The following is a 15,081-nucleotide window of genomic DNA, read 5'->3' on the forward strand; positions in this document are numbered from 1 at the left end:
ACAAGAAGGGCGTTCTCTTTTTTGTGGAGACTATGAATTATTCAGGTTAAAAAAGTAGCAGGTGATGTGAAATCATATACAAAAGGATCTCCGGATGAATTGAAGCCGAAAATAAACTAATGAAAATGGTCTCGTGATATAAAAATATCCATTTCACGAGACCATATTTTTTATCTCATAAGATGGATATTTCAGAAATTTATTGCAGATTTTTCTTTTTATATGCCTTTTAATTTTTGTCTGAAATATATTCAAACCAATCATAGAGAGCTTTATTTCGAGATTGTTTCCCATTGCTCGTAGCATATACTCCAACACCGGTACCGTTGAACTTATTGAATTTGTTATCCGATAAAGGTGCTACATTCTGAATACCGCCAATATTTATCATATGTTCCTGGGTCTCTCCAAAGCTGAACTGTATTTCTGTACCATTAACTGCTACAGATAAAAACACCTTTTGTTTGTTGTATGGGATATGTTCGATGGTTTCCTTTTTTTCAAGGTGTTTTTTTATTAAAGCAATGCCGGACTTATCTTTCAGCAGACTGTAATATCCGTTGGCAGTTCGGTAAAGAATCAATCCTGCCTGTTCATTATCTTTCTTTGTCTGAAAATTCAACAGGGCAGTTGCCTTGAATTGATGATGCCTGGTCTTCTGTATAACCATAGCTGAATTTACTAGGCTGTCTACTATCTCTGGTTGTAAGGTCAAAGCCAGTTGACCGTTTGCTAGATTGTGGAATGCCTTTTGAGGTATTCTTACGAAGTACCACTCTGAACCAAGAGTGGGAGAATCAAAATTGTCCCGCACCGGTTTAGCTTTAATAGGTGTCCACGGAAGGTCTGGTCTTTCCTGTTTAGGCAATATCATGCCCATTCCCGGATTGAAAATCGGAGTGGAATCTTCGAACTCTACTTTACACATAAAAGTTTCCCTTGCAAGGGGATTATACTCATTTAGCATTCTTTTTCCCAGAAAAACCGAATACCATTCTCCTTTTTGAGTTTGCACAAGGTCGGCATGACCCAAAGCTTGCAGAGGGCACTTGCTGCCCAAGTGTCGGTGAGTGAGTACCGGATTGACTTTAGCTGCTACATAAGGTCCCCATAATGATTTGCTATGGTGTGCGGTTATGGCATGATGATAACTTGAACCTCCCTCTGCCATCAATAAGAGATACTTTCCGTCAATTTTATAAATATGGGGGCCTTCGGCATACGTTGCATTATTGGCATGTCCGTAAGTTAATATTTTCCGTTCACCGACGAGTTTTCCCTGGGAAAGGTCTAATTCCTGCATCCATACAGCACATTGTGCAGGCCATGATTTTTTGAAATCCCAGAAATTACCTGTATAGTAACATCTGCCATCATCATCCCAGAATAAGGAAGGATCAATTCCTGCTGCATCTTTCAGCCATACAGGGGCAGACCATGGTCCTTTGGGATCAGTGGCAGTTATGTAGAAATTTTCTCCGTTTTTATGAGCAGTGGTGATCAGATAGAAAATTCCGTTATGATAACGTATAGTAACTGCCCAGATGCCATTGTTATCATTTACCCCATTCATGTCTATCATGTCGGGACGATCAATGGCATGTCCTATAACTTCCCAGTTTACAAGGTCTTTGCTATGATAAATGGGGATACCGGGGTACCAGGTGAATGAAGAAGTGACCATGTAATAGTCATCATTTACCCTGCAAATTGAAGGGTCAGGATTGAATCCAGACAGTACAGGGTTGTCGTAGTACTTAGGAATCTCCTGTCCTTTTAGAGCAAAGGATATGGAAATAAAAAAGAGGACGTAAATGAGTCTCATACTTTTCATTGAAATAAAATGTATTAGTTATTAAGGTCACAAAAATAGGCCGAAATCCGTATTGTTTTCCAGTAAAATAATACGGATACATGTAATATTGTAATTTATTCCGGTTCTATCTGAGGCTTTTCACCTCCCTTTTGATATACAGAAGGTGATATGCCAAACTGCCCTTTAAAGCATTTGCTAAAGTAGAACGGATCATTTATGCCAACTTTATAAGCCACTTCTGCTACCGTAAGGTGTTCTTCCGATAACAATAATTCCGCTGCTTTTTTCATACGCATGATGCGTAAATATTCGTTGGGTGAATATCCGGTTATACCTCGTATCTTTTTATAGAATACCGTACGTCCAAGTTTCATAAGTTGAGCAAATTCTTCTATTGAGAAATCAGAACGCGAAATATTAGCTTTTAACACGATGTCTAGACGGTCGGTAAACTCTTTATCACGATCGGTGGAATACATGGCTGCATGTATAATACCCGGTTCATTGGAGAATTTTTCGCGGAGTTTTTCCCGTTGTTCTATAAGGCGGAACGCTCGTGCCAACAAGAATTTGATGCTGAATGGTTTGGATATATAAGCATCTGCGCCGGATTCAATCCCTTCCAGTTGTTTCTCTGGCGAACTGAGTGCTGTTAACAAAATAATAGGAATATGGCTGGTTGCAAAGTCCGATTTCAATTTTTTTGTGACCTCAAACCCGCTCATTCCTGGCATCAGGACATCGCAAATGATTAAGTCAGCATCATAAGTACGGGCCTTCTCAAAGCCAGATGTTCCATCTACTGCCACTTCTACTTCAAAGTAAGTGCCAATTTCTTCTTTCAGCAGTTCACGAATGTCATTATCATCTTCAATTATCAGCACTTTTCGTTTATTCAGAGGAATTGCTGGTTGGGGAGATTCTAAAGTGGCTGGAGTACGTTCACTCAGAGGAGGTGTTTGTTCGTTCATCTCTTTTAGTAGCACATTGCCGGGAATAAGAAAGTCTTTTTCTGTATAAACAGATTTGTCGGTAGGAAGACAAACAGTAAAAATGGAACCTCCCCCTTCATTATCATTATATTCGATGGTGCCTTTATGAACTTGTACCAATTCATGCGTAAGATGTAATCCAACTCCGATACTGTCACCAGAGAAACTGCTTTGCATAAAGCGTTTGAATAACTCATGTTGTTTTTCTTTGGGAATGCCTACTCCTGTATCAGAAACTTGAATGTGTATAGTTTTCTTTGTCTCATCTATCTGTATGGAAAAAATGATGGTACCATTGGCAGGGGTGTATTTGAAAGCATTCGATAATAAATTGTAAGTCACTTTATCCAGATTTCCTTTATCGATGAACATTTTATAAGATGGTACGGATGGCTTGAAAAGGAATTTCATCTTTTTCTGTTCTGCTACATCACCAAAACTGAGAAATATTTCATAGAGGAAGCCGATAACATCTGTTTCTTCCAGTGACAATGCTAACTTATTATTCTGCATTTTTCGGAATTCCAGTAACTGGTTGATAAGTCTCAGCATACGCTGGGTGTTTTTATTCATTATATGTAATGGAGAGACCAGTTCATTTGGAATATTGCCAATGCGCTGCATCTTCTCCAATGCGCCTTGAATCAATGTGAGCGGAGTACGGAATTCGTGGGAAATATTGGTGAAGAATACTAATTTGTACTCTGTCAATTGTTTTTCTACATGGATACGATTACGTAATTGATTGAAATTATTGGCAATGCGATAGGCAAAGAACAAAGCTAATATGATTAGAATTACATATCCTAACATGGCCCAGCTACTTTTCCAAAATGGAGGAACAATAACTATTTTTAAAATAGTTTCGTCGTTATTCCAGATACCGGCTCCATTGCAAGATTTTACATGGAGAGTATAAGTACCGGGATTGAGATATTTGAAGGCTGCAGAACTTGATGAAGAAGGATCACTCCATCCTTTATCGTAATTCTCTAGCCAATATCGATATTTAGTCTGTCCATTGTCTGAATAATCGAAAGTGGAGAAGTCCAGAATAAAAGAGTTCTGAAAATATTTTAAAGTGATTTTATCAGAATAAGCCAAAGATCGTTCTGCTAGGGGAGAATCTTTCATTTCGGGACTCATCTGGATGCCATTGACTTTTAAATTAGTAAAGACAATAGGAGAGAAAGTTTCATTTTCCGGCATTTTCTCCGGTTCGATAATTGTCAGACCATAATTTGTACCGAAAAGAAGTTTTCCATCTGCTCCCTTACACGAACAATTATCTGTATAAACATTTCCCAGTGTGTAGGAGGAGAAGAAGTAATTTTCAAACGAATGGTTTTCGGGAGTGAATTTGGAAATACCATATTCTGTTGCTACCCATAGTTTTCCCTGGTTATCTTCTTCGATAGACATTACCACATTATTTACTAACCCTTCCGGTATACCGTAGTGTTCATATTCCAGAGAATTATAGTTGTCTGTAGGAGTGCACTGATTGATTCCTGCTCCGGAAGTACCTACCCACATTCTGCCTTTGCTGTCACGGAATAGACATCTGATTTCATTAGAACAGAATTTACCATTTACGTTGTTGAATAAATGATAATTGTCGCTATTGGCAATCAGCGAGTCAGGATGGAAAATGCAAAATCCTTCGCTGGTACCCATCCATATCATACCGTTTTCATCTTCTAATAGGTCTCTTACTCTTTTTAAACCATATTTTTGTTGGAAAAAATGGCGGAATTTATACTTGCCATCGCTTGTCGGTTCGGCTAAATCTAAACCTCCTCCCAATGTACCTACCCACATACGGCCTTTTTTGTCACGATAAATAGAAAAGATGTGATTGTGTGCTAATGATGATGGATCGGAAGGGTCGTTTTTATACCATGTGTCTCCTATTTTTAATCCTTCTCCTCGGGTTCCCATCCAGAGCTTTCCGCGATTGTCTTCAGTAATAACGTAAACATTGGAATGAAGATATTGATTCTTGTATTGAGGGTTTAAGTGAATATCATAATTATATAATTCCCCTTTTCGAGTTCCTATCCATATATTTCCATTGTCCGTTCGACTCAACATCCGAATGGTATTCGAACGGTCGAAGAGATCCGGAGAATCCGGATAGATGCGGGTTATCCCTTCATTGGATATTGTGATGCGTGATAATCCGGAATGCTCGGAGCTTACCCAAATAGCTCCCGCTTTGTCCTCCATAATAGCTAATAGGAAATCCGAACCGATGGGAGAATCTTTTGTATTAGAAACGAAGTGCTCTAATTTATCTTCAGATGGCTTGTAGGCGAATAAACCATTGCCGTAAGTTGAAATCCAGATGATTCCTCGGGAATCATGTACTATATGATAACGTTCATTATCAATATAGCTTAATTTATCTTTGGGTATTAGTTGTAGTTCTTTTGTTTCTCCTGTTTCTGAAAGAATATAGTAGATTTTCCCTGTATGATTGAAGACCCAATAGTTACCACGGTTATCGTTGAGTACAATACCTTCTTTGATGTTCAGTTTAGGATCATTTGTCACCTTATGAGAGTTGAAATCATAATTGTATGTACCCGTGGAAGTGAAAATAATCCATTGATTTTTAAATGCGAATTTGCAGTTAGAACGTATTTTCCCAGCAGGCAGTTCTGCAGATTTAGATAGTTTCCCGGAAGTTGTATTATACCAATATATATAGCCATCATCCGTTAGGAAGAACATATCCCGTTCGTGTGTGATGGAAGCTATAAAATTGTTCTTCCTGTCTATAATATTAAAATCTCCTTTAGAAATGAATGCAAGCCCACGCATCGTACCAATCCAAATACGACCGGCTTCATCTTCTTTTATAAATTGAACTCTATTATCCGGCAGATTTCCACGTTCGGTTTTAAATTCTACGGAGGTCATGGTTCGGTCACTTTTAGTTATAATGTGTCGTGCACCATTTGTTTTGTGGTATAACCATATGTCTCCGTTAGAGGCAAATAATGAATAGGCATAATTTTGCTCATATTCTCCACTTCCGGTGAAATCCACAAAACGGCTTTTCTGCAAGTCATAACAGCTATATAATTCAGGTCCTGTACCTATCCAGAGGAAACCGTTCTGATCCTCTATCACTCTGTTTATTCGGTTATCTATCAACGAAATACGTCCGTTGGCATTAATTTCCGGTTGGAAGTTAAGAAAAGAATTACCATCGTAGCGACTAAGCCCGTTTAGGGTACCTAACCATAGGAATCCTTTACTGTCTTGGTATATATTACGAATAGAGTTACTGGGAAGTCCATCGGTGGTTCTCATTTGCTTGGCCCGGAGTTCAATTTCACCATAGGCGTTGGGACTAAGAGCAATCAGAGATATGAGGGCTAATAAAATTATGCGTTTCATATAGATTCCAAGATTATTAATAAATGGAAAATAAAAGTAATTAGAATATTAGAATAAAAAAATGAATTGATTTATATGAATTCACTTTTATTGGGTAGCAAAAGTAGCCAACAAGAAATAAAGTACCATGAATAATCGTACATATACCTGTAAAATCTGTCATTTATAGCTGTAGAAGAGCATCCTGAAGGGGGTATCCTGTATAATGAACTATTTCAATAACATCTCTTTTAGCCTGCTCGTTGCCTTCTGCAATTGTGCATCCACCGTTTTTGTACTGATGTCGAGCTTCTCTGCAACCTGTGCGTATGTCTGTTTTTCTTCGCGAATCAGGATAAAAACTTCCCGGCAACGCTCCGGTAATCGGTCGAGGGCTTTTACGTAACGGGCAAACAGCTCTTCGCTGATAAGAGTATCTTCGGGAGATACATCCTGGTCTGCAGGTTCTTGTAAAACTTCAGCTGATAGGGTAGGGCGGCGTTCCTCTTTTTCTATATAGTTGAGAGAAGCATTTTTCACGAGTATGAAACAGTAATCTTCGATATTAGCTATATCTAATAGCTGTTTACGATGTTCCCAAAGTTTCATGAAAACATCGAGTACGATCTCTTGTGACCATTCTTCATGATGGGTATAGTAGTAAGCAATGCGGAACAGGCGGTCGTACGTCATATCATAAAATTCCCGGAAAGCAGACTGGGAGTCCTGCTCGCTCATTTTCCGTAGATATCTTCTGACTTCCTGTTCTGTCATATTGTCTTTATGCAATCACCGGACAAAGGTAAGAGTTTCAAATTAAATATCCTATTCTGCGTGCTTCTCGTCTTTCTAAAATATGTAGTTAATCTATCTTCAAGAGATCACTCATGATACCGTCTGAGACGAAAATGCCTTCCCTGGTTAGCTTTAACCGATCGTTATGCAACTTTAATTTCCCATTTTCCAGATAAGGTTTGGCTTGTTCCGAACAATATTCCCAAAGTCGGTCGCCGAACTTACTTTTCAGCTCTTCAGTGGATATTCCCCACATTGTGCGCAGACCTGTGATGATGTATTCATTGTAGCGGGTTCGTGTATCCAGTTGTTCTGTTTCGTGTAGACGTTGCCCCTGTTCTACAGATGAAAGATACTGATTTAGTGAAGCTACATTCCATTCGCGCGAGTCTCCATCAAAGGAATGTGCGGACGGGCCGCATCCCAGATAAGGGATACCTTGCCAATAAGAAGTATTGTGTCGGGAGTACATTTCCGGTTTGCAGAAGTTCGAAATCTCATAATGCTCGTATCCGGCAGCAGAAAGAGTGTCTATCAATGTGGAGAAGAAGTTCAGACTACTGTCCTCGTCCACTTGAGATACAGAGTGTTGTTGCAGCATTTTGTAAAGAGGGGTACCTTCTTCGTAAATCAGATGATAAGCGGAAATATGCTCCACGTTAAGACTGACTGCTTGCTGTAAATCCTGTGCCCAGCGTTGGTCATTCTCTCCGGGCAAACCATAAATCAGATCAATGCTGATATTTTGAAAACCTGCTTGCCGACAGCGTTGTACTGCTTCTATTGCTTGTGCGGCGTTATGCCGCCTGTTCAATAATCGTAGTGTTGCATCATCAAAAGTTTGTATTCCCATACTGATGCGGTTGAACGGTAGAGTACGTAGCATTTGGGTATATTCTTCCGTAAGGTCATCGGGATTTGCTTCAAGAGTTACTTCTGTTGCTTTCCTCGTTCCGTAAACCTGTTCAATCGTCTTGAAAACCTCTTTAAAGTCTTCCTCCGATAATTGTGACGGCGTACCTCCGCCGAAATAAATGGTTTCAACAGCTTCCCCTTTCAGATATTCCTTGCGTTCCGTCAACTCCCGACAAAGGGCACGGATATATTGCGATTTCAATTCCGAACGTGTGGTGGAATAGAAATCGCAATAAATGCAACGTGTCTTGCAGAAGGGGATATGTATGTAGATGCCTGCCATAACTATATTGTTTCTGTAGAAGAACTTCTGTAGTTCTTACTTTGGCGGCAAAGATAACTATTCCTTCCGAAACTTACATCAGGAGAGAGAAACCGTCTTCACCGTTCCGTCAGAGAAATAAATGGTTATAGTGTCTCCGGTCTGTTTGAAGGACTTTACAGGTGCCAATTCTTTTTTAGTAAATGGCTTGCCACTCTTTTTCCATAATTGTAGTGTGATAAAGACTTTATCACCGGAATGAGTGGTGGCTACATTGATTACGGAACATTTATTACTTACCGGATGTAGTCCTTCAGTCTGTACAAATTCCACTTCCGACCAACCCTGAAGATTGATAAGCGCTGTCTGATAGGCTCCATTATCCATGCAGTAGGCGGTATATTCTCCGAACTTTTGCTCCTTTGTAACAATGGGACTTTTTAATTCCGGTAATGAATAGTGTCCATAACGTAATTCTGTTGTAATCGGGAAAGATATTTTGTCTACACGCAGAATACCATTAAAAAGTGGAATTTCTGCCAGGCGGAATTTGATTTCCGGGTTTGTTTCAAGTTCTGCATCCCGGTAGTAAATTCCATCTTCAAACTTCTTGAAGGTGTAGAGGCGTAGTACTTCCCATTCTTGTTTGGCATTCAGTACAGCATAGTTCATAGATACCTTGCCATCCGGACTGTCTGCCATCCAGGGAAATGCTGTGTTGTAAGACAGTTTATTATAATTCTCGGTAGAACGGAACTTCTGCCAGTCTTTAGCTACTGCTTCGTGACACCATGCACGTATTTCCGAAGTGCCGCTATTGGGATAGTTAGTCACCAAGGTATTAGAGCCTTCCATGAACTTATTATACACCTTGCCGGGTTGAAACTCTTTTTCCCAAGCTCCGTTATTCTCGATAGCTGTCCAAAACGGATTATCAGCAGGCAATAATAATCCAAGAAATGCTTTTCCCATCCAGTAAACACTGCCACGACAACTATAAATCTGTACGGCAGGTTCAAAAGCTCCGTAGAATCCCAGTGTGGGTACCCGGTCTTCCATTAATGCAGGATTTTCAAGGAACTGGAGCAAGGTGGAAGAAGCAATGCGGCGCATCCAGCCATAGTTGATAGACGGATCATTGAGCCACCCCATCAGCGGGAAAGGTACAGCGGCAGCTATACGGTACGTAATACTGCGTCCATACATATTCATTTTACCATCCTCAGCAAACATATAAGGATAGTTAGGAACCAAATCACGGAAGTTGCTGACAAACTGACGTCCGGCTTCCGGATTAAATTTCTCACCGTAATAATGTGCCCAAATCATACCATACATTTGGAAAGCCCACATACTATAGTAGTCATAGGCCGGACTGTCATTATACCATCCGTATCCACGATATTGTGCCAGTGATTTTTGCAGCAATTCATCCATATACCCGTCTTTTACTTCATAACCTTGATCTTTGAAGAAAGACATGACGAATATATTGAAGAAGCGCCAGTTAGAACCGATTGTCGGTCCGTTGCCATAACTAAGCATTAATGCGGCAAGATCATCTTTCTCCTTTTGAGTCAGTGGCTCCCAGATAATCTCAGGCATTACGGTAAGCGACAGGGCAAGTGCTCCGAATTCTACAAGTGTCTGGCTTGGCCCACCTTTGAGATGTTGAATATATCCGGACTTCGACGGATCACTCATATTGCGCAACTGTTGCCGGTAATAATCCCCGACTTTGATTCCATTCAGTACCAAATCTGGATTTTCTTTTAATAGAGGAATTGCTACAAACATGGTGCGGCAAAGTCCTTCCAGATTTTCCGTCTTGTTGAACTTTCCATCCGTTGGATAGCTTTTTCCCGGTTGTTTGGGGAAACGCATCGGCTCATCCAATGTGTGGATGTAGCTAAATGCTCCGTCCAATAAATAGGTTGCTGCGTCCATCCAGTGTTGGCGAGTCATGCCCGTCAGTGGGCTCAACTGATAATCCGGTTTAACCAAATGAAATACGGAATCATTTTTAGCTTGTGGCGAGGAGGCATTCATTTCTAAGGATACTGATAAAGTAAGTAGTAACAATCCTCCGGTTAGTTTTAAAAATACGGTTTTCATCATAATGTGTGTATTACATGGTAAGAATATTCTCCTTTTTTTCTCTTCGCAAAGAAAAGGTATTTTGGGCAATATAAACGGCTACTTTAGTGCCAAAAAGGGTGAAATTTAGATCAATATTGTCTTTTTGAGCTTATCCGCTCCTTGTTAAAGCCTTATCAGAAGCATATTTGCTCCGTACATTCTCCACTCAGAAGTACCTCCGGACGGGGAAATTACGGGGTTGGTACGGAGCAAGTATGTTTCAGGTATGTCTCATTTTGGAATGATTGAAATATAAAATTACCAATGGATAAGATTCTTTTAGATATATTTACGTATATTTGTCGAGTGTTATTAATAATATTCAAAACGGGGATAATCATGAAAATAATGCTTACTATGAAAGAAAAAATCTGGGGTTTTGTTTTTTGCTTTGGAATATTTTTTCCTTTGATATGTCAAGCTGTAGTAATACCTAAGTCAGATTCTTTGGTGTTTAAGTCTTCATCTATACTAAACAGTTTACTCAGTAAGGATGTGCAGTCCATTTATCAGGATCGCGACGGATATATCTGGATATCTACTCGTAACGGGCTCTTTCAATATGATGGTTATTCTCTCACTACTTATAAATCCAATCTTTTCCGTGCTGATTTGTTGACTAACAATAATGTTTTTTGTGTAGCGGAAGATACAAAACATCGCCTTTGGATCGGCACTTATAGCGGACTGAATGTTTTGGACAAAAAAACAGGGGTAATACGGAAAATTGACCATCCGGAGATGAACGGTAACAGTATTCCTAAAATTTTGATAACGAGTGATGAACGTATCCTGTTTGCTACAGATTGGGGAGTATATGAGTGGAAAGAGGAGATGAACGACTTTTTGTGTCATGGTGGTGAAAATACAGGAAACGTGATGCCCAGGACTGCTATAAAATCTTTACTCGAAGATGACCGGGGAGATATCTGGATCGGAACATGGAATGCGGGGCTGTATCGCTATGAAAAGAAAACCGGTAAGTATTTCAGATACCCACAGATGAATAGCCAAAATTCTGCTCATTATGTTTTTCAGGATAGTAGAAAAAATATATGGGTGGGAACCTGGCGCGGTGGCTTAGCCTTGTTGAAAGACGCCTATCATCCGGATAAGACTACTTGGATTACTTATCGGTACGATGAAAAGAACGCTACCGGTATTTCAGATGATATCATCTATGCTTTGTCCGAAGATCTTAATACTCATTCTTTATGGATAGGAACTCGTAAGGGACTAAGTATACTTCCGTTGGCCGAAAATTATACGGGAAACGAGTCTTTCTGTAATTATTATCCCAGTGAATCAGACAATTCTATAGCCAGTGATGAAGTGGCTTCCCTTCTGCGTGATCGCCAGGGATTGATGTGGGTAGGTATGATTGGCGGTGGCGTAAATAAGGTAAGTACCAGGAAAGCAGATTTCTATTGGGACCAGTTGCTAGAGGTCAAACGAATGCTGAAGACGACTTCTGTCCGCAGCATTTTGTTGGATGACGAAGGGCTGCTTTGGCTGGGAATAGGAACCTATGGGGTGGGAGTGAAGAACCTTCAAACCGGGAAATTCACTTATTATACCCAAATGCCCGAATTTAATCGCTATCGTGGCATCTCTACAATAATGTCTATGATGCAACATTCCGTTACTGGGCACGTTTGGATTGCTGCTTATGACGGAGGAGTTTATGAGGTGAATAAGAAGGCGCCTGTTGCACAGAGGGTGAAGAACTACTATGCTCAGGATGTACCGTGGTTGGCAGGTTCCTGCGTTTTTCATATCTATGAAGATTCAAAGCACAACCTTTGGTTTGCTACACGTAATGGAGTCTCAATGCGTACAGTGAATGGAGAAGCGGTGCGACTGGACACTTTACAGGTTGGAAGTAACCAGATGAGAAACATTCCGGCTATGTATCTGACTGAAGGAAATGACGGAGATATGTGGGTAGCTTCCAATACACACGGAGTTTTTCGGCTTCATTGTGATGAAAAAGGAAGTTATACCGTTTCATGTTATTCTGCTACGAATGAAAAGCTTAACAGTGTGTATGCCGATTGTCTTTACACTGATGCCAAAGGACGTATTTGGGTAGGAACAGGAGGTAGCGGACTGAGTCTGTATGATGAAGCTACTGACACTTTTCTTCCGGTACATGCGAAATGGAATCTTCCGGGAGATGCGGTTGTCAGTATCAGGAGTGATAAAGAGGGTAATTTATGGTTGGGCACGAATGCCGGATTGATAAAGCTTACACTGTCGGATAACTTGGAAAGTGCGACTTTCCGTTTGTACACCACAGTAGATGGTTTGCAGGATAATATATTTATCCGCAGTGCTCAGGCGGTTGCAGCTGACGGTGAAATGTTCTTCGGCGGACACCGGGGATACAATAGCTTTTATCCGGAGAAACAGCAGGAACAGCCTTTTTCCTCTTCTGTGGTAGTGACTGACATTAAAATTTTCAATCAGTCATGGGGAAATCTGCCTGCAAAAGAACGTATGGCGATTTCACAACTTTCGCCCGGCTTTGCCAAAGAGATACAGTTGGATCATTGGCACAATAACTTTAGTATTGAATTTTCGGCATTAGAGTATGCCAATCCGGATAGAAATCAATATGCTTATCAGTTGGTGGGCTTTGATTCTGGTTGGCAATATACTGGTGACTCCAAACGTTTTGCCTATTATAACAATCTGAAGTCAGGTACTTATATCTTTCAATTAAAGGCTTCTAATGCCAACGGTATTTGGAGCGAAGAGACACTCCGGATGAAAGTCGTAATTTTGCCGCCTCCCTGGAAGACCTGGTGGGCTTACACCTTATATATATTGTGTATCTGCGGTATCATTTATTATAGTTTCCGAGTGATACGTAACCGTATTCGTTTGCGAAATGCTCTGCATCTGCGTGAGATGGAACAAGCCAAGGCGGAAGAAGTTAATCATGCCAAATTGCAATTTTTTACTAATATTACTCATGAGTTACTGACTCCGTTGACTATTCTTTCTGCTTCGGTGGATGAACTGAGACGGATCGCACCAACGTATAAGGAGCAATATAGAGTGATGAATAACAATATCAATCGCCTGATACGCCTGCTGCAACAAATCCTTGAATTCCGCAAGTCGGAGACAGGGAATCTTAAGTTGCGGGTTTCTGAAGGTGACCTCGCGCAATTTGTACATCGCAGTCTGGATAGCTTCCGCCCCTTGATGAAGAAGAAAGATATTCAGTTCCGGATTTCATGTTCGCCCGATCCTTTCAACGCTTATTTTGATCCGGATAAATTAGATAAGATACTCTATAATTTACTGTCTAATGCTTCTAAATATAATCGTCCCGGTGGCATGGTCAGTGTGGAACTGTCTGAAAATGAAGATCGAACAGCACGTCTGGTGGTGAAAGACAATGGACCCGGTATATCGGCAGAAGCTCAGAAGAACCTTTTCAAACGCTTCTATGAAGGGGATTACCGGAAGTTCAGGACCATTGGAACCGGCATCGGTTTGTCATTGGTGCGCGATTTGGTTGTATTGCATCATGGTACTATTACGGTAGAAAGTAAAGAAGGGGAAGGTACATTATTTATTGTAAACTTCCCGGTCCTCCGGAATTCGTATGCGGAAGAAGAAATAGAAGAAAGCTTACCGGCAGATGCGGAAGAGGCAAAGAATGAACCGTTATCAGATGAGCTTGGCGAAAATGCCTCTGATGATGATACCGAGGAGCAAGCTGAACCAGCTGCTGTCCGGTCTTCATACTCTATACTGATTGTTGAGGACAACGAAGAGCTATTGCAGTTAATGACGAAATTGCTGGGTGCGGATTATATGGTTCACACGGCTAATAACGGTAAGGAAGCTATAGATGTGGTGGAGCAGGAAGAGATCGATCTGATTGTTTCTGACGTAATGATGCCTGAGATGGATGGCATTGAGTTCTGCCGATATATTAAGAATAAGTTTGAAACGTCCCATATTCCCGTAGTTTTGCTGACGGCTAAGAATAAGGAGGAAGACCGGGTTGAGGCTTATGAGTCGGGTGCTGATGGCTTTATCAGTAAACCTTTCAATTTGAGTGTTCTTCATGCGCGTATTTCCAATTTGCTCCGTAGCCGCGAACGTATGGGAAAGGACTTCAAGAAACAGTTGATGTTTGAAGCCAAAGAGTTGAACTACACCAGTGTTGATGAGGATTTTCTGCAACGGGCTATTGATTGTGTGCATCGTCATTTGGACGATCCTGACTTTGATCAGGCGAAGCTGTTGGAGGAGATGTATATGGCTAAATCGACTTTCTTCAGGAAGCTGAAGTCATTGACCGGTCTTACCTATGTTTCCTTTATCCGGAATATTCGTATGAAAGCAGCTTGTCGTATAATGGAAGAGAAGAAGAGTATTCGTATTTCAGAATTGGCGTATGCTGTGGGATATAATGATCCGCGTTATTTCAGTAATAGTTTTAAGAAAGAGTTTGGTATGCACCCTTCCGAATATATGGAGCGTTTTACTTCGAATGGCACAGTGGAAGATGATGTTCCGGAAAAATAGAGTATCTGTTTGTTAACTATCTTGTCTTTTATACTGCAAGAGCAACTTCCGAAAAATGGAATATTGTTCTTGCAGTCCTATTGCGTTGCTTACCCGTTTATTCGTTTTATACATTTCTTTTAAAACGCTCTCACATTTGAAAATTTATGTAGAATAATGTTTCATTTTATGTGGAAAATTGTGTCATGAAACAAATTAGCATCTGTTTGGGCTATTCTAGAGGG

At 40.5% G+C, this 15,081-nt stretch carries 6 protein-coding genes; 1 reads left to right on the plus strand and 5 read right to left on the minus strand.

What is annotated here, in order from left to right; translation table 11 throughout:
• Window positions 1-229 precede the first annotated feature (229 nt).
• The 5 genes from DW182_RS18695 to DW182_RS18715 all read right to left on the minus strand — a co-directional run bounded on the left by DW182_RS18695 (window position 230) and on the right by DW182_RS18715 (window position 10,282).
• On the minus strand, window positions 230-1,825 hold the full coding sequence (locus tag DW182_RS18695) for a glycoside hydrolase family 43 protein (protein WP_118296484.1): 1,596 nt from the start codon (window positions 1,823-1,825) through the stop codon (window positions 230-232).
• A 104-nt stretch (window positions 1,826-1,929) separates the two neighbouring features.
• Window positions 1,930-6,216 (minus strand): two-component regulator propeller domain-containing protein, encoded by a 4,287-nt coding sequence (locus DW182_RS18700; protein ID WP_118296485.1) that lies wholly within the window; start codon window positions 6,214-6,216, stop codon window positions 1,930-1,932.
• Between the two features lie 210 nt (window positions 6,217-6,426).
• Window positions 6,427-6,969: an RNA polymerase sigma-70 factor gene (locus DW182_RS18705; protein ID WP_007660103.1), complete on the minus strand. Its 543-nt coding sequence runs from the start codon at window positions 6,967-6,969 to the stop codon at window positions 6,427-6,429.
• A gap of 88 nt (window positions 6,970-7,057) precedes the next feature.
• Window positions 7,058-8,188 carry a radical SAM family heme chaperone HemW gene (gene hemW, locus DW182_RS18710; protein ID WP_118296486.1) on the minus strand — a complete coding sequence of 377 codons (1,131 nt, stop codon included), beginning with the start codon at window positions 8,186-8,188 and terminating at the stop codon, window positions 7,058-7,060.
• Window positions 8,189-8,266: 78 nt separating this feature from the next.
• On the minus strand, window positions 8,267-10,282 hold the full coding sequence (locus DW182_RS18715) for a DUF2264 domain-containing protein (protein WP_370449832.1): 2,016 nt from the start codon (window positions 10,280-10,282) through the stop codon (window positions 8,267-8,269).
• A gap of 363 nt (window positions 10,283-10,645) precedes the next feature.
• On the opposite strand from DW182_RS18715, the gene DW182_RS18720 reads away from it, so the two are divergent.
• Window positions 10,646-14,857 carry a hybrid sensor histidine kinase/response regulator transcription factor gene (locus DW182_RS18720; RefSeq protein WP_118296488.1) on the plus strand — a complete coding sequence of 1,404 codons (4,212 nt, stop codon included), beginning with the start codon at window positions 10,646-10,648 and terminating at the stop codon, window positions 14,855-14,857.
• Window positions 14,858-15,081: the final 224 nt, after the last annotated feature.

It is taken from the genome of Bacteroides sp. AM16-24 (assembly GCF_003471885.1).
In the GTDB taxonomy this organism is placed as follows: Bacteria; Bacteroidota; Bacteroidia; order Bacteroidales; family Bacteroidaceae; genus Bacteroides.